Origin of the sequence: Xanthomonas sp. D-109 (assembly GCF_017746095.1) — a bacterium.
GTDB classification, from domain to species: Bacteria; Pseudomonadota; Gammaproteobacteria; order Xanthomonadales; family Xanthomonadaceae; genus Xanthomonas_A; species Xanthomonas_A sacchari.
In genome coordinates, this window is record NZ_JAGHWV010000001.1 from 489,871 (window position 1) to 506,628 (window position 16,758).

A 16,758-nucleotide genomic window follows, 5' to 3' on the forward strand; every position below is an offset into this window, starting at 1 on the left:
CACCGTGTCTCGGCCCCATGCACGACGCTGATGTCGTGCATGGGGTTGTTCGGTTTTTCGTGTCGGCGCGTTGCAGGTATGAGCGCGGTCGGCGGTTCCCGGAGCACGTGCACCGGGCCTTGGCAAGACGCAACGGATTCTGAGTTATTCCCTTATGTTCATCCCGGATACTTCGATCAGCGAGTTCATCTCCATCTCCACGCATGTGGCGCCGTCCGTGCTGAAGACGACGGGAGGAGACTTCATGCTGGTCTGGCACCTGGGCGGGCTTCCGTTCGTGGGCCGCGAAGAGTGGGAAATCGAACACCGGCACAACACGTTCAACCGCATGCTGCAGACGCTGCGCGCCCCGGACTTCGCCAACGTGGCGTTCTGGGTGCACGACGTGCGTCGCCGCCGCCGCATCAAGAACGCTGGCAAGTTCAAGCAGGCGTTCAACCAGGAGCTGTCGGACCAGTACTACGGCACCTTGTCCTCGCAGAAGATCATGCAGAACGAGCTGTACCTGACCATGATCTATCGTCCGGTGGTGACGGGTAAGCGGCTCATGGACAAGTCGTCGAGCATTCCCCAGTTGCAATCCGAGCAGGACCAGGCGATCGCCAAGGTGATTGAGCTCGCCGGCAATGTCGAAGCCGTGCTGAAAGACTACTCGCCCTACCGGCTGAGCATGTACGAGGCCAGCAACGGAGTGGTGTTCTCCGAGGCGCTGGAGTTCTTCGGTTATCTGATCAACCGCATCGATGAGCCGGTGCCGGTGCTGCAGGCGCCGGTGCCCGCCTATTTGCCGGTCAGCAAGCACATGTTCGCCAACAAGACAGGCGACTTCGTGATCAAGACCCCGGAGGGCGTCAATCATTTCGGCGCCATTCTGAACATCAAGGAATACACCGACGGGACCTATCCGGGCATCCTCAATGGTCTGAAGTATCTCGACTTCGAGTACGTCGTCACCCACTCGTTCAGCCCGATGGGGCGGCACGATGCGCTGAAGGTGCTCGATCGCACCAAGGGCATGATGGTGTCCTCCGGCGACAAGGCGGTCAGCCAGATCCACGAGCTCGACCTAGCGATGGATCAGTTGTCGTCGGGCAATTTCGTGTTGGGCGAGTACCACTTCACCATCGCGGTCTACGCGGATACGCAGGAAAAGCTCGCGCAGCAGGTGGCGACCACCCGCGCGGAACTGTCCAATGCCGGTTTCGTCTCCACAAAGGAGGATCTGGCGGTCGCGTCCTCCTTCTATGCCCAACTGCCGGGCAATTGGCGTTATCGCACGCGTATCGCCAACGTCAGCTCGCTGAATTTCCTCGGCCTGTCGCCGCTGCACAACTTCGCCCAGGGCAAGCGCGAGAACAATCCGTGGGGCGAGTGCGTCACCACCTTGCAGACCACCAACGGCCAGCCGTACTACTTCAATTTCCACGCGACGCATCCGGCGGAAAACTCGCTCGGCGAAAAGGCGATCGCCAACACCATGGTGATCGGCAAGTCGGGTACCGGTAAGACCGCGTTGATCAACTTCCTGCTCAGCCAGGTGCAGAAGTTCGATCCGATTCCCACCATCTTCTTCTTCGACAAGGACCGCGGCGCCGAGATCTTCGTGCGCGCCTGCGGCGGTAACTACCTGGCGATGGAGAACGGCAAGCCCACCGGCTTCAATCCGTTCCAGTGCGAGCGCACCGAGGCGAACGTGCAGTTCCTGGCCGACCTGATCAAGGTCCTCGCCGGCAAGATCGAGTACACCTCGCGCGAGGAGGAGGACATCTTCCGCGGCGTGGAAGGCATGCTCGATACGCCCATGCACCTGCGCAGCATGACCAACTTCCGCAAGAGCCTGCCCAATATGGGCGACGACGGCCTGTATGCGCGCATGCGCAAGTGGACCGCCGGCAACTCGCACGGCTGGGTGTTCGACAATCCGGTCGATACGATCGACCTGGAGAAGGCGAGCATCATCGGCTTCGACTACACCGACGTCATCGACAACCCGGAAGTGCGCGTTCCGGTCATCAACTACCTGCTGCATCGTCTGGAGGCGCTGATCGATGGCCGGCCGCTCATCTACGTGATGGACGAGTTCTGGAAGATCCTCGATGGCAAGGGCGGCCTGAAGGAATTCGCCAAGAACAAGCAGAAGACAATCCGTAAGCAGAACGGCCTGGGCATCTTCGCCACCCAGAGCCCGGAGGACGCGCTGGCCAGCGACATTTCCGCCGCCTTGGTCGAACAGACCGCGACCATGATCCTGCTGCCCAATCCCAATGCGAGCAAGGAAGACTACATGGACGGCCTCAAGCTCACCGAGGCCGAGTATCAGGTCGTGGTCAGCCTGGACGAGCGCTCGCGCTGTTTCCTGGTCAAGCAGGGTCACGGCTCGTCGGTGTGCCAGCTGAATCTGCGCGGCATGGACGACGCGCTGTCGGTGATCTCGGCGTCGACCGACAACATCGAAATCATGCACCAGGTGCTGGAGCGCAAGGCCAAGGAACATGGCGTCGCGCCGGACGACCTGACGCCGGAACAGTGGTTGAACGAGTTCTACGCACGTCGCAAGGGCTCCGGAAAATCGGGTCCGGCTAGGTCGGTGTCTTCGGATAATCGGGGGGCGGCGGCGGTCAGCTGACTGTCTCGCCTGGGTCACGCATGGGAATGTTTCTACGAGATCTATGTTGAGGTGTGTATGGACAAGATGACGAAAGCCTTCAGTCGTGTTCGCGTCGTTGGTGCAATTGTGCTGCTTATGCTGTTGCCAGCGACTGCTTTTGCGCAGTGGGAAGTGATCGACAATAAGCAAATTGACAAGAACAAAGAGAACACAAAGACGCTGGATGAGAAGCTGGACAAGATCCGCGGGGACAACGAGGTCGGCAAGGCCGAGAAGGAAAAGTCCAGCGGCGACGAGGTCGACAAGCCGAAGGAAAAGCTGGTCAAGGTCGACGACAACTACGGCGTCTCCGACTGTGCAGCCAAGACCTCGGGAACGCCCGTGTCGCAGGAACAGCAGCAGACCTGCGAACTGATCCAGCGCACACGCAACTCGCAGTTCAATTACATGGTGGCGATGTACGACATCACCGAGAAGCGGCTGCAGCGTCTGCGCGACCTTGAACAACAGCGTGCGAAAATCGACACGAACCAGATCGGCTTGCTGGAAGACAACACCAACAAGCTGATCGCGTTGCGGGCGTTGATGGATATCGATCGCCAGCAGACCGAAGCGGCGATGTTCGCCTACGAGAAGCGGCTGTCCTACCTGACCCAGGTGCAGTCCGCTGGTGCCTGGGCGGCGATGCGCGGCAAGAAGGCGCCATCGGCGACCGATACCGGCAGCAGTGGCAGCCTGTTCGACGGCTTCTCCGGGCTGAGCGACTTCGCGAGCAAGATCGCCGCAGGCGCCGCCATGGGCGTTGCCCTGGAGGCGGTCAAGTCGTCCAGTCCCAAGAATCTCGAGCGTCTGAGCATCGCGAAGTAAGACCCACGTGTCGCTGCTTTCGCCTGATCGGAGCGGCGACACCTGCTAAAGCTCAGTGATGAGCGTGCGCGTTATGGAGCAGTCATGGATTTTTTGCAGAACTACGCCAACTACCAGTTCTTCATCCTCATCAACAATTTCTTGCGGGATGAGATCGACTATTTTCAGTGGGCCTTGTTGATCCGCATGTCGTGGTGGGTGACGGTGACGGCGATGAGTGCGCTGACGCTGTGGATCCTGCTCAAGGGGTACCGCGTCGCCACCGGGCAATCGCGTGAGTCGGCGATGGAGCTGGTGGTGAGTTCGCTGCGCTCGGCGCTCATCATTGGTGTGGCGATGAGCATGGTGTCCGCTGCCAGGCCTGGTGCCACCACGGGTGATCAGCAGATGAACGGCCTGTATTGGCGGCTCACGGACGGACTCAGCAGCGCCATCGTCGAGACCGTGACCGGCGACTCGGAGAGCGCCTATCAGGCGATCGACAAGAACCTGGCGTTGATGCAGATCGCGATGACGAGCATCGATCAGATCGATACGGCGAGCAATCCCCAGTTGGAAGATGAAAAAAGTCGTGCGCGCTGGTTCACCGGCTTGGGCATGGCAGGCCCTGGCGTGGTGGGCGGATCGCTGTTGCTGCTGAACAAGCTGGCGATGGCGCTGTTCGTCGGCTTTGGGCCATTGTTCATTCTGTGTCTGCTATTTGATGCCACGAAGTCCTTGTTCCAGAAGTGGCTGATGTATGGAATCGGGACGGTCTTCTCACTGGCCGTGCTGAGTTTCACGGTCGGGCTGGCGACGAAGGTGGTGGCGGCAGTGGCAGCCGGGTTCCTGGCCAAGTGGGCGCTTCCCGGTGGCTCGACCGAGGGTGTCAGCAGTATGGCATTGCAGCAAGGAGGAATCGGCTTGGTCTTGAGCACGCTCATCATCACGGCACCGCCGATGGCAGCCTCGTTCTTCCAGGGCACGCTGGGCCAGTTCTCGCCGTACTCGGGATTTGGCGCGGTTGGCAAGGATCCGGCGTCTGGTAGGCCTTACACGCCACAGGCTCCTAACCCTACGAACGTGCCTAAGAACGAGCTGTCTACCACCACTAACGCCACTGGCAATTTCGTCGGTAGTCAGGGAACTGGCGCTCAACAGCAACCGGGTTGGCTTGGTAAGGCGAACACCCCCAATGCTTGATGAGCTTATGTTGAGGGTAGCTTGAGGTCAGTTAAATGAGATTGATACATTTGCCATCTTTGATGTTAATTGTGGGGCTGGCCGCAAACCCATCTGCGTCTTTGGCTCAAACCGCTTGCCCAGTTGGCACGGCGGCTGGTTCGGCGACCTGTGGTCCCTCTAGTGCCGATGAAATTTCTGCTCCACCTCGTCCCACTGGCGAATGGATAAAAACGTGGGGCGCTATTGCAACGTCTCCTAGTGGAAATGGTGGGGTAAGTTCTGGTAGAACTTCGAAAAAAGAAGCTGAGGATGTCGCATTCCAGAATTGTCAGAGTGCGGGTGCGCAAAGCTGCAAGGTTGAATTTGTGTATCACAATCAATGTGTGGCGTTGGCGCATCCTGTTGGTGCTAACGGTGCTGCTTTTAGTACAGCTGCCACCGTCAGTGATGCAGTAGCAAGGGCAAAGTCTCAGTGCAGCGGTTTGGGTAAGGGTGAATGTCAAATTGCTATCGCAGAGTGCTCTGAGCCAATTTTCAAGAAATATTGAGGCGTTCCTGGCGAGCTTTGGTTCTTTGAAACTTATGTTCTCGATAGGTTTCTTGTAATTTCAGTAATTAATAATAAAGGCGCTTTTGCATGGCGTTTTTTGTTATGCGTGGTGCTGATTTAAGTTGGTGCTTGTGAATGCGTATGTAGGCATCATTGGGATTCGTGCGTCAACGCTATTCTAATGTAGCGTTTATAGTGCCCGTCGCACGCGCGGTCTCCGCCCGAAGCCGGTGTTGTATTTCTCAGACTCCATGGTGGCGCGGTGCCGTCATCTATCAGAGATATTCGTGTAGCTTCCTCGTCGCCAATATCGACGGTATTGGCGACTTGCCAGGCATCGCGCGCAAAATGGACCATATTTGGGCGTTGACGTTGGGCGTGAAGGAGGGATTGGGTTGCTCGCGGTGATCATCATGGTCCGCCGATGGCAGCCTCGTTCTTCCAGGGCACGCTGGGCCAGTTCTCGCCGTACTCGGGATTTGGCGCGGTTGGCAAGGATCCGGCGTCTGGTAAGCCATACACGCCGAGTTCGCCTGAATATGGCCAATCTTCGAGAGCGGTAGGTGGATATGATCAGTCGCCGTCAACAAATACACACGGTAATAGGCAGCCGAATTTTGCCTCTGATTCCGGATCCCAAATGGGTGATGGAAGGCTGAGAAACTCTGGCCTGAGCTGACAGCTTGTTGGGTAGGAACATGTTGAAATATATCTTTGCATTTTTTTTGTGTCTGTGCTCTGCGGGGGCGATAGCCCAAACAGCTTGCCCTACCGGCGTTACTGCCGGTAGGGCCCAATGCCTGCCTGATTCTGATTCGTCCAGTGGTGCTGCGCGTCCTACAGGTGAATGGATCAAGACCTGGGGTGCGATCGCGACTGCCTCCAATGGGGATGTCGGGAGCAGCACCGGGAAGTTTTCCGAGCAGGAAGCTGAGGAGAATGCCCTTAGATTGTGTAGCAATCTTGGGAACTCAGATTGCAAAATTATGATTACTTATAAAAATCAATGTGTGGCGGTTGTAAAGGCTGCCGAGGGCCGTACCGGCGGAAAGGTCGTTACTGGGGGTAGTGAAGAGAAAGCTAAGAATGAGGGGCTGAGGCAATGTAGGAAGTCTTCCGGAGCTGAGTGTTCCGTGGTTGGTGTGGATTGTTCTAAGCCTTATTTTAAAAAATATTGAGAAATTATATTTTTTTCTGGTTGAATAAAATGTAATGTCTCCGCTGTATTGATTGATTTATTGGCTCGAAAATCTGCATTATTTTCTGAATATAAAGACCTCGATTAGTGGCTTTCTGGTGCTACGTTCTTTGCTGAATACGTATGCAGGCATGACGCATATTCCTGCATCAACGCTACTCTAACGCAGTGTTTCGCGTGCCCGTCGCACGCGCGATCTCTGCCCGAAGGGGGGCGTTGCATGTCTCAGGCTCCATGGTGGCGCGGTGCCGTCATCTACCAGATCTATCCGCGTAGCTTCCTCGACGCCAATGGCGACGGTATCGGCGATTTGCCCGGCATCGTGCGCAAGCTGGACTACATCGCCGCCTTGGGCGTGGACGCGATCTGGATCTCGCCGTTCTTCAAGTCGCCGATGGCCGATTTCGGCTACGACATCGCCGATTACCGCGAGGTCGATCCGCTGTTCGGCACCATGGCCGACTTCGACGCGCTGCTGGCCAAGGCGCATGCGCTGGGCCTGAAGGTGATGATCGACCAGGTGCTCAGCCATACCTCGGTGGAGCACGACTGGTTCAAGGAGAGCCGGCAGAGCCGCGACAATCCCAAGGCCGATTGGTACGTGTGGGCCGACGCCCGCGAGGATGGGACGCCGCCGAACAACTGGCTGTCGATCTTTGGCGGTGTAGCGTGGCAGTGGGAGCCGCGTCGTGGGCAGTACTACCTGCACAACTTCCTGGCCTCGCAGCCGGACCTGAACTTCCACAATCCGCAGGTGCAGCAGGCGACGCTGGACAATGTGGAGTTCTGGCTGGCGCGCGGCGTCGACGGCTTCCGGCTGGATGCGATCAACTTCTGCTTCCACGATCCGCAGCTGCGCGACAACCCGCCCAAGCCGCCGGAAAAGCGCGTCGGCCGCGGCTTCAGCCCGGACAATCCGTACGCGTTCCAGTACCACTACTACAACAACACCCAGGCGGAGAACCTGCCGTTCCTGCAGAAGCTGCGCAGCCTGCTCGATCGCTACCCGGGCACGGTGAGCCTGGGCGAGATCTCGTCGGAGGATTCGCTGGCGACCACGGCCGAATACACCCGGGCCGGGCACCTGCACATGGGCTACAGCTTCGAACTGCTGACCGACGATTTCAGCGCCGCCTATATCCGCGAGACCGTCTCGCGCCTGGAAGCGGCGATGACCGAGGGCTGGCCGTGCTGGGCGATCTCCAATCACGACGTGCAACGCGCGGTGACGCGCTGGGGGCAGGGCGCGGAGACGCCGGTCTTCGCGCGGCTGCTGATCGCGATGCTGTGTTCGCTCCGTGGTTCGGTGTGTCTCTACCAGGGCGAAGAGTTGGGTCTGGGCGAGGCGGAGGTGCCGTTCGAGGCGCTGCAGGATCCCTACGGCATCGCGTTCTGGCCGAACTTCAAGGGCCGTGATGGATGCCGGACGCCGCTGCCGTGGGAGGCCGGCGAGCAGGCCGGTTTCAGCACTGGCACGCCATGGCTACCGGTCGCGCCGGCGCATCGCGCGCAGTCGGTGGCGGCGCAGGAGGCAGACCCGGATTCGGTCCTGCTTGCGATCCGCCAGTTCCTGGCCTGGCGCAAGCGCCATCCCGCGCTGCGCGAGGGCGACATTCTCTTTCACGAGACGGCCGAGCCGGTATTGATGTTCGAGCGCCGCCACGCTGCGCAAACCTTGCTGCTGGCGTTCAACCTGTCGGCCGAGGCCGGCGACGTGGCCTTGCCCGAGGGACGTTGGCAGGCGGTGCAGGTCCCAGGTGTGGTGCCTGGCGCCGTGGGTGAGTGCTTGCGCTTGCCCGGCTATGCGATGGTGTGTCTGCAGGGTGCGTGAGCACGCAGGGTGACGGTTTTGCCGAGCCGCCGTTGGTGCATCTGCGGCACAGCAAGCATCCCTTAGGGTGAAGAGATAATCCGGCGATGCATTGCGCCGGATTGGGCAGCGTGCAGGTGGTGCCGACGTCTGCGCCCGATTGAACAGCGCTCATCCGGCTTGACGCCCCCTGTTGTTGGCGTCCGCTATCCGCCACGAGATCGTGGCCGTTGGCCGGCTGCGGTCAGAGAGGCCAATCCAGAGACTGCGTTGCTGGCCCGCGCTGTAAGTGGTCTCGTCATGCCACGTTGGCGACGCTGGCGGTGCTGCCACTAGCCTATAAGGCACGTGTGCCGCACTGTCGGTCATCGCCAGGAAATCGCCAAGCGCGCGTCGCTCCCAGGCCAATGCGGTTCCCTCCAGCAGCGCCAGTGGCGCACCTCCCGCCTCTTGGCTGCAAGCCATGCATCGGCGCCGCTGCCCTATCTCGATCGGCGGCCGTAGCGCCGCTTTTTCGGCGCCGATGGCCTGGAGGACGACCAGCGTCGGTGATTCGGACCGCTGATCGATGCGCGGAATTGGAGCTGTCCCACCTTCGCGAAGCGTAGCCGCGACTTCCTGCGAACCGCGCGTCTTCCCTCCGCTAGGCAAAGCACACCGCCATCGCGACGCGATCGCAATCCCGCTTTGCCGCTCGGTATCCGGGTGCTCGGCAGCACCGCAGCTGGCAATCACCCAAAGAAAACGCCCGCCGGGTGTACGCCGGCGGGCGTCGTCTGCGTGCTCTACGCTGGGCTCAGAACTTGTAGTTCACGCCGAGCATGTAGGTGCGTCCCCATTCGACGTACTCCAGCGGGCGATCCTTGGTGCCGGCGTAGGTGCGGTAGGGCGAGTTGGTCAGGTTGCTCGCCTGCAGCAGCAGGCTCAGCCCGGCCAGGGTGCTGCCGTCGGCGAAGGTGTAGCTGACCTGCGCATCGGTGACGTTCTCGCCGACCACGTAGCGCAGCGTGCGGTTGCCGTTGAAGTTGCCGATCTCGCCGATGAAGTCCGAGCGCCGCCGCTGGCTGACGCGCGCCTCGAAGCCGTTGCGCTCGTAGTAGGCGGTGAAGTTGTACACGCGCTTGGACAGGCCGGGCAGGTCGATCGGCGCCGAGCCGACGCTGGAGGCGCTTTCGGGGTCGACGATCTTGATGTCGCTGTCGTTGAACGTGGCGCTGGCCTGGATGCCGAAGCCGCGCAGGCTGTCGGTGAACATGTCCAGCGGCAGCGAGGCGGTCAGCTCCAGGCCGCGCAGGGTGCCGCCCTTGCCGTTCTGCGGCGAGGAGAAGGTGCCCGTCGTCTGCACCGGCACGGTCATGTTGGGCGGGCGCACGTAGCTGGCGAGCAGGGCGGAGAAGTCGTAATCGTCGCGCGATTGCGTGTAGATGTAGCTCTTCAGGTCCTTGTAGAACACCGCCGCGGCGACGTAGGCCTTCTCGCCGAAATACTTCTCGTACGACAGGTCCAGCGCATTGGCGCGCCACGGGTCGAGCAGGGGATTGCCGCCACTGCCGCCTGGCTTGCCGGTAGAGGTGTCCACGCCGAAGTCCAGGCCGGCGCGCATCTGGTCCACGCGCGGCCGCGCCACCTGCTTGGCCGCGGCGAAGCGCAGGGTCTGCTGGTGCGGGAACAGGAAGGCCAGGTTGAGGCTCGGCAGCCAGTCGTTGTAGGTCTTGCCGGCGTCGATCGGCAGCACGTTCTGGCCGGCCGGACGGGACTGGTCGAAGTAGCTGGACTGCGAGCTCTGATCGGCATGCTGTAGCTGTACGCCGATGTTGCCGCGCACGCCGACCTCGCCGATGTCGGTGTTGATGTTGGCGCGGAGCCAGGCCGTGGTGATCTTCTCCTGCACGGTCCACGACTTCGGAATCAGGTAGTCCAGGTTGGTGACCGGATTGAAGGTCATATAGCGCGAGACCGCCGCCGGTACGTTCCAGGCCGGGATGGTGCCGATGCCGGCGAAGCCGAGATTGACCGGGTCGTACTGCAGATCGCTGGCGATGCTGGTGTCGCCCTGCGCGCCGAGCAGGATGTTGCCTTCGGCCTGGGTCTTCTGCTTGCGCCGATCGGCGTAGTTGACGCCCACGTCGATGTCCGAGAACCAGGTCAGCGCCTGTGGTGCCGGCAGCGTCGCCGCCAGGCGGCCGCCCTTCAGCCGGTCCTCGACCTCCGGCACCTTGCCGTAGCCGGAGCCGTAGATGGTATTGGTCAGGAACAGGTTGTTCGGGTCGGAGTAGTCGCGGCTGGGGGTGATCTGCGAGAAGCCGTTGGGCTTGATCGCCAGGCCGACCGTGTCCAACTGCGGCATCGGCACCAGCTGCAGGTTGTTCTCCAGGTTCAGCTCCTTGCGGGTGGCCTTGGAGTAGTTCAGGTCGGCCATCAGCCGCACGCTGCCGAGGTTGAACTCGTTGTTCCAGCCGAACGCGTCGATCTTGTCCTTGCGCTTGTTGTACATGCCGCGCACCAGCGGGTACACGCCGCTGGCGGTGCCGCCGGTGAAGCTGCCGCTGGCGTCGACCTGCGGATTGGTGATCAGCAGGCCGGGCGTGTAGCCACCGTTGTAGTTGCTGAGGTTGACCTCGAACTGGTTGGCGGTGTCGATCTGCTCGGCTTCGGTATGGAACGCGTCGAAGGTGCTGGTCCAGGCGTTGGACGGACGGAACTGCACGGTCGCCATCACGCCGTCGCGCTTGTTGTTGCCGGTGCGGCGCAGCGCCTTGATGCCGTCGGAGAAGTAGGTGCCCGGCGCCACGCCGGGACGGCTGCCGCTGTCGGTGTTCTGCGTGGTCCACGGCTCGTACAGGCCGACCTGGTTTTCCTGGATGGGCATGTCGCTGTGGGCATAGCCGATCGAGAAGCCCAGGGTGTTGTCCAGGAACTGGTCGATGTAGCTGGCGCTGAAGCGGTTGCCGAAGGCGTCGACGTTGGCGGCCTTGCCGAGCGAGCTCTTCTGCAGGCGGCCGCTGACGGCGATCACCCGGTCCGGAAAGCTCAGCGGGCGCACGGTCTGCATGTCGATGGTGCCGGACAGGCCCTGGCCGACCAGGCCGGCGTCGGGCGTCTTGTACACGGTCACGCCGTTGACCAGTTCCGACGGGTACTGGTCGAACTCGACGCTGCGGTTGTCGCCGGTGCTGACCACTTCGCGGCCGTTGAGCAGGGTGGTGGCGAAGTCGGGCGACAGGCCGCGCACGCTGATCACCTGGGCGCGGCCGGCGACGCGCTGCGCGGCCAAGCCGGGCAGACGGCCGAGCGATTCGGCGATGCTCACGTCCGGCAGCTTGCCGATGTCTTCGGCCGAGATCGCTTCGACGATGGACGTCGAATCCTGCTTGATCGCGATGGCGTTCTCGATGCCGCGGCGGATGCCGGTGACCTGGACCTTGTCCAGTTCGGTGACCGGATCGTTGGATGTGGTGGCGGTGGTCTCGGACTGTGCCGCAGCCAGCATCGGCGTCATCGCGACGGCCAGCGCCAGCGTCAGCGCGTTGCGCTTGTGGTTCAACATTTTCCCCTCCCAGGCAATGTTGTCTTGCGAATATCTGAACCGGCGAGGCGGCCGGATGTGCGTGTCGCGCAGCCGCAGGGCGGTGTCGCGATTGCGCTGTATGGTAGACACGCGGCTTCGTCGCGAACGCCCGCTGCATACGTATTCACTGGCCTGCATCGCATTGGAAGCGCTTTCAGGATCGCAATGTCGTGTGCCGGCGGCTACGCCTGCGCCGCCTTGAACATGGGGGGGCGATGCTGCCGAGACTGTCCGTCGCGAACGCCCGGCGCGGTGCGCCAGGCAATGTGGTTACGCATAGGACAGCGCGTTCCTGGTCGCGTTGCCGAGACGCGGCGCAGTCCCCGGCTGACAGGGCCGATGCCGTGCGCAGCGGCGCTGTCCTGCACGCGTGCTGGCGCGGCGGCGGATCCGGGAAGTCAGTGACCAAGCACCCAGCATCCGCCGTCGGTGCTGCCTGCGGCACAGTGCCGCGTCAGCGCGAAGCAGCCGAGCCAGCGGCTGCCGGCGCCGGGTCCAGCGGCACGAAACGGATCGCCTGACCGCCGCCAGGTGCCAGCTTCAGCAGCAACTGATCGCGGCTGGTGACCTCGCGCTGTTCGCGGACGAAGTCGAACGGGTTGTGCAGGTAGTCGGCAGCGTCGCCGTCGCGGTAGATCTCGGCGCGGTAGCGCACTCCGGGCTCAAGAAAGCCCAGCGCGATCGGCAGCACGCGGCCGTGTTCGTCGGTGATGCTGCCGAGGAACCAGTCGCGGCTGTGGCGGTCCTTGCGCACGATGGTCACGTACTCGCCGATCTCGCCGTCGAGCACGCGGCTGTCGTCCCAGTCCACCGCCACGTCCTCGATGAAGCGGAAGGCGTCGCGGTGCTGCAGGTAGTGCTCGGGCAGGTCGGCCGCCATCTGGATCGGGCTGTACAGGGTCACGTACAGGGCCAGTTGCCGTGCCAGCGTGCTCGGAATCGCGCGTCCGCCGCGGCCCTTCAGGCTGAGGATGCCGGGGGTGTAGTCCATCGGCCCGGCCAGCATCCGCGTGAACACCAGGTTCACTTCGTGCTCCGGCGGGTTCGGCGGCTCGCCCCAGGCGTTGTACTCCATGCCGCGCGCGCCTTCGCGCGAGAGCCAGTTCGGGTAGGTGCGGCGCAGGCCGGTGTCCTTGATCGGTTCATGGGCATTGACCGACAGGTGGCGCCTGGCCGCCTCCTGCACCACCTTGAGATGGTGGCGAGCCATGAACTGGCCGTCGTGCCATTCGCGCCACAGCGGGCCGCCGGCGGGATTGCGCCGGTCCACCTGGCCATCGTCGCAGACGTAGCCGGTCTTGAAGGTGTCCACGCCCAGCCGCGCGTACAGGTCCAGCGCCGCATCGAGCTGGTCTTCGTAGTGCTCCACCGCGCAGCCGGTCTCGTGGTGGCCGATCAGGTGCACGCCCTTCTTCGCCGCGTACGCGCTGAGCGCATCGATGTCGAAGTCCGCGGTGGCGCGGGTGAAGTCGAAGTCGTCGCCGTTGCCGACCCAGTTGCCGTCCCAGCCGGGGTTCCAGCCTTCGACCAGCACGCCACGAAAGCCGTGCGCTGCGGCGAAGTCGATGTAGCGGCGGGTGTTGGCGGTGGTGGCGGCATGCCTGGGGCCGCGCGCCCAGGTTTCCTGGTTCAGGTGCATCGACCACCACACGCCGATGTACTTGGCAGGATGCACCCAGCTCACCTTGCCCAGTGCGTTGGGTTCGTTGAGGTTGAGGATCAGGTTGGAATCGACCAGGCCACCGGCGGTGTCGCTGATCTGCAGCGTGCGCCACGGCGTGTCGAAGGGCAGGGACCGGCGCACCTTCCAGCCTTCCGCCGACGGCGACAGTTGCGCATGCAGGCGCTGGCCTTCGCCGCGGCGCAGCCACATCCCGGCGTAGTCGACCAGGGCGGCCTCGTGGATGGCCAGGTGCAGGCCGTCCTGGCTGCGCAGGGTGAACGGCGTGTGCGCCAGCGGCACCTCGCGCAGCGGCGTGCGTCGATACAGGTATTCGTAGTGGATGGGTGCGCCGGCGGGAATCCACCAGGCGGTCGCATCAGGGACGATGTCGAACTCGGTGAGCTCTTCGTCGATGACGGCCTCCTGCATGCCGGGCTGCTGCGGAAAGCTGTAGCGAAAGCCGAGCCCGTCGTCGTAGACCCGGAACACCACCGCGAAGCGACGCTGGCGGCCGCCACGCTCTCCCAGGTCCACGCGCAGTTCGTTGTAGTGGTTGCGCACATAGCGGCGCTCGCCCCACGGCTGTTCCCAGGTCTCGTCGACGCTGCGGCTGTGCTGGCCGAGCACGGCCAGGTCGCGATCCAGGCTGCCGTCGCGCAACTGGAAGCCCAGCCGCGATTCGCCGATCACCGCCTCGCCCAGCCGCTGCACGCGATAGCTGGGGCGGCCGCCGTCCAACTGCAGGGAGACGCGCAGGATCTTGCCCGGCGAGTCCACGCTGGCCAGCGTCTGCGGCGCGGCGTGCAGGCATGGCGCAACGCACCACAACACACTCGCCAGCAACGACGGCACACGCAGGCGCGACAGGACCTCAAACAGCGGCATATCCCCTCCCAGGGCGACCGTGGCAGCGCATCGACTATAGCGACGCGGTCCGCGGCCGCCGTGGCGCATGCGATGAATACGTATGCAACTGCACGCGTCGCGGTGCCGCCCGTCTACCATGTCCGCAGCGCCCCCGCGATGCGGAGGCGGCGACCGTAGCGCCGGCGTGCCGGCCTGCGCTTCCACCATGCAGGCAAAGAGGGAGGGAGGTCGATCGGTGCGAGCCGGTCTGCCGCTTCGATGCTGAAGATGATTTGCTTGGCCGCCACCTTGGGTGCCGCGGCGTCGGCGTCTGCTGGACAGACGTCATTGCAATGGCGTGGCCAGACCGCGCAGGCCGAGGCCACGGCCGACGGCGGTTTCGTGCTGCATGCGGCGCAGGGCACGCGCACGGTGCCGGCACAGCCGCTGCGCAGCGAGACCGACAGTCCGTTGTTCGATGCGCTGTTCGCGCTGGCGCAGCAGGAACTGCACGACGACCAGGTGCAGGCGATCCGCGACCCGGCGTTCGATCACGGCAAGCCGTTGCCGTGCGATTGCTACCAGACCGGCGAGCGCTGGCCCTACGTGTGGACCCGCGATGTCAGCTATGCCGCGGACCTGGCCCTGGCCCGGCTGGATCCGGTGCGCACGCGGCGCTCGCTGCGCTTCAAGCTGTCGCCGATGCGCGGCGCCGACGCGCTGCCGGGGCTGTTCGTGGCGCAGGACACCGGCTCCGGCGGCAGTTGGCCGGTGAGCAGCGACCGCGTGGTGTGGTTCCTGGCTGCGCGGCACCTGCTGGACGATCCGGGCTTCGCCGCCGACACCCGCGCCGCGCTCACTGCCACGCTGGCGCAGGATCGCGCGTTCGCGTTCGACCCGCGCATCGGCCTGTACCGCGGCGAGACCTCGTTCCTGGACTGGCGCGAGCAGACCTATCCGGCCTGGACGCGCGAGGATGTCGGCTTCATCGCCAGTTCCTTCGCGCTGTCCACCAACGTGCTGCATTACCAGGCGCTGCGCCTGGGCGAGCGCCTGGCCCGGGAGCAGGGCGATGCACAGGCGGCCGCGCGCTATGCCGGCTGGGCCGACGCGCTGCGCCAGGCGATCGCGCAGCGTTTCTGGCGCGAGGACCGCGGCACCTACGTCAGCTACATCGGCACCGCCGAGCATCCGGTGCGCTACGAACGCTACGATCTGCTGGGCCTGTCGCTGGCGGTGCTGGCCGACGTGCTGCCGGCCGCGCGCGCGCGCCAGGCGCTGGCGCGCTATCCCGCGGTGGAGGCAGGCAGTCCGGTGGTGTGGCCGCAGCAGCGCGAGGTGCCGATTTACCATAACCGGGCGATCTGGCCATTCGTCAGCGCCTACGCACTGCGTGCGGCGCGGCACACCGACGACAGCGCGCGCATCGACCTGGAAGTGCGCTCGCTGCTGCGCGGCGCCGCGCTGGCCGGTTCGAACATGGAGAACTACGAGTTCCTGAGCCAGGCCATGCATGTCGACGACGGTCCGCTGAGCGGCCCGGTGGTCAATTCGCCGCGGCAGCTGTGGTCGGTGGCCGGCTATCTGGCGATGGTGATCGAGGGCGTGTTCGGCGTGGAGGACGACGGCCGGGTGCTGCCCAAGCTGCCGACCAGCCTGGTGCCGCTGCTGTTCGGGGAGCGCCAGGAGATCGCGTTGCAGCTGAAGGACCGGCGCATCGTGCTGCGCCGGCCGGCGCAACTGCAGGGCGACCTGCTGGTCGCTGGCAAGACCCACAGCCAGAACGGCGTCACCACCATCGACCTGGTGGCCCGGCACAGCGGCAGCGCGCCGCTGCAGATGCTGGCGGCCGATGACGCCTTCGCACCGCTGGCTCCGCCTGCGCCACAGGTACGGCGCGAGGCTGATGGCTGGCACGTGCAGGCGGCCGCGGACACGGTGCTGTACGTCGATGGGCAGGTGCACACGGGGCATGCCGACGGCGCGCTGCTGCCGCTGGCCGAGCGCGTGCAGTGCCTGAGCCTGACCCGGCAAGTGGGGCGCTGGGAATCGCTGCATAGCCCCACCGTCTGCGTCGGTGATGTTGCGCGCGTGGACGGTCCCGACGACTGGACGTGGACGGCGCCACGCGACGGCGCGTATCGGCTTGGCCTGCGTTACGTCAATGCGCATGGTCCGATCAACACCGGTGTCACCGCCGCGGTCAAACGCCTGCAGGTGCAATGCGGCGACGCGCCAGCGCAATCGCAACCGCTGGTGATGCCGCACAGCGTTGGCGAGCAGACCTCCACGACGGCGCTGTTCGTGCTGCAGGCCGGGCAACGTTGCGTCGCGCGCTTGCTGCCGGCGGCGAACATGAGCGCACTGCAGCACTTCGCGCGCTACACCGGTGGCCAGGGCGGCGCCGATGGCGTGGTCAATGCCGCCGATGTCGCCGCGCTGCTGATCGCGCCGGCCGGCCCGATCGAGGAGCGTCCATGAGCG

At 63.7% G+C, this 16,758-nt stretch carries 9 protein-coding genes; 7 read left to right on the forward strand and 2 right to left on the reverse strand.

All coding sequences use genetic code 11. From position 1 onward, the window contains the following. Nucleotides 1-154: 154 nt before the first annotated feature. The 6 genes from J7357_RS02065 (at nt 155) to J7357_RS02090 (ending at nt 8,218) form a co-directional block, all read left to right on the forward strand. Nucleotides 155-2,626, forward strand: coding sequence for a VirB4 family type IV secretion/conjugal transfer ATPase (locus J7357_RS02065; protein ID WP_209244510.1), 2,472 nt, complete (start codon nt 155-157; stop codon nt 2,624-2,626). Nucleotides 2,627-2,683: 57 nt separating this feature from the next. Then, nucleotides 2,684-3,475: a hypothetical protein gene (locus tag J7357_RS02070; RefSeq protein WP_244667180.1), complete on the forward strand. Its 792-nt coding sequence runs from the start codon at nt 2,684-2,686 to the stop codon at nt 3,473-3,475. 84 nt (nt 3,476-3,559) lie between these two features. After that, entirely contained in the window at nt 3,560-4,657 is a 1,098-nt protein-coding gene (locus J7357_RS02075; protein ID WP_244667181.1) for a type IV secretion system protein, read from the forward strand. 35 nt (nt 4,658-4,692) lie between these two features. Next, entirely contained in the window at nt 4,693-5,187 is a 495-nt protein-coding gene (locus J7357_RS02080; protein ID WP_244667182.1) for a DUF4189 domain-containing protein, read from the forward strand. Between the two features lie 700 nt (nt 5,188-5,887). After that, nucleotides 5,888-6,367, forward strand: a complete 480-nt coding sequence (locus J7357_RS02085; protein WP_209244512.1) for a DUF4189 domain-containing protein — start codon at nt 5,888-5,890, stop codon at nt 6,365-6,367. Nucleotides 6,368-6,607: 240 nt separating this feature from the next. Continuing rightward, nucleotides 6,608-8,218 carry an alpha-glucosidase gene (locus J7357_RS02090; RefSeq protein WP_209244514.1) on the forward strand — a complete coding sequence of 537 codons (1,611 nt, stop codon included), beginning with the start codon at nt 6,608-6,610 and terminating at the stop codon, nt 8,216-8,218. 775 nt (nt 8,219-8,993) lie between these two features. Here J7357_RS02090 and J7357_RS02095 read toward each other — a convergent pair. Continuing rightward, nucleotides 8,994-11,744: a TonB-dependent receptor gene (locus J7357_RS02095; RefSeq protein ID WP_209244516.1), complete on the reverse strand. Its 2,751-nt coding sequence runs from the start codon at nt 11,742-11,744 to the stop codon at nt 8,994-8,996. Between the two features lie 475 nt (nt 11,745-12,219). Next, the gene (locus J7357_RS02100; RefSeq protein ID WP_209244518.1) at nt 12,220-14,313 is read right to left on the reverse strand and encodes a glycoside hydrolase family 97 protein; all 2,094 of its coding nucleotides are present in this window, start codon (nt 14,311-14,313) and stop codon (nt 12,220-12,222) included. Between the two features lie 240 nt (nt 14,314-14,553). Between J7357_RS02100 and J7357_RS02105 the strand changes: the two genes are divergently transcribed. Beyond that, complete coding sequence (locus J7357_RS02105) at nt 14,554-16,755, forward strand: Six-hairpin glycosidase-like protein (protein WP_209244520.1); 2,202 nt, start codon at nt 14,554-14,556, stop codon at nt 16,753-16,755. Nucleotides 16,756-16,758: the final 3 nt, after the last annotated feature.

Bases quoted from the DNA above. Each gene is read 5' to 3' on its own strand.
- J7357_RS02065 (WP_209244510.1), top strand. From the start codon at position 155: ATGTTCATCCCGGATACTTCGATCAGCGAGTTCATCTCCATCTCCACG.
- J7357_RS02070 (WP_244667180.1), top strand. From the start codon at position 2,684: ATGGACAAGATGACGAAAGCCTTCAGTCGTGTTCGCGTCGTTGGTGCA.
- J7357_RS02075 (WP_244667181.1), top strand. From the start codon at position 3,560: ATGGATTTTTTGCAGAACTACGCCAACTACCAGTTCTTCATCCTCATC.
- J7357_RS02080 (WP_244667182.1), top strand. From the start codon at position 4,693: ATGAGATTGATACATTTGCCATCTTTGATGTTAATTGTGGGGCTGGCC.
- J7357_RS02085 (WP_209244512.1), top strand. From the start codon at position 5,888: ATGTTGAAATATATCTTTGCATTTTTTTTGTGTCTGTGCTCTGCGGGG.
- J7357_RS02090 (WP_209244514.1), top strand. From the start codon at position 6,608: ATGTCTCAGGCTCCATGGTGGCGCGGTGCCGTCATCTACCAGATCTAT.
- J7357_RS02095 (WP_209244516.1), bottom strand. From the start codon at position 11,744: ATGTTGAACCACAAGCGCAACGCGCTGACGCTGGCGCTGGCCGTCGCG.
- J7357_RS02100 (WP_209244518.1), bottom strand. From the start codon at position 14,313: ATGCCGCTGTTTGAGGTCCTGTCGCGCCTGCGTGTGCCGTCGTTGCTG.
- J7357_RS02105 (WP_209244520.1), top strand. From the start codon at position 14,554: ATGCTGAAGATGATTTGCTTGGCCGCCACCTTGGGTGCCGCGGCGTCG.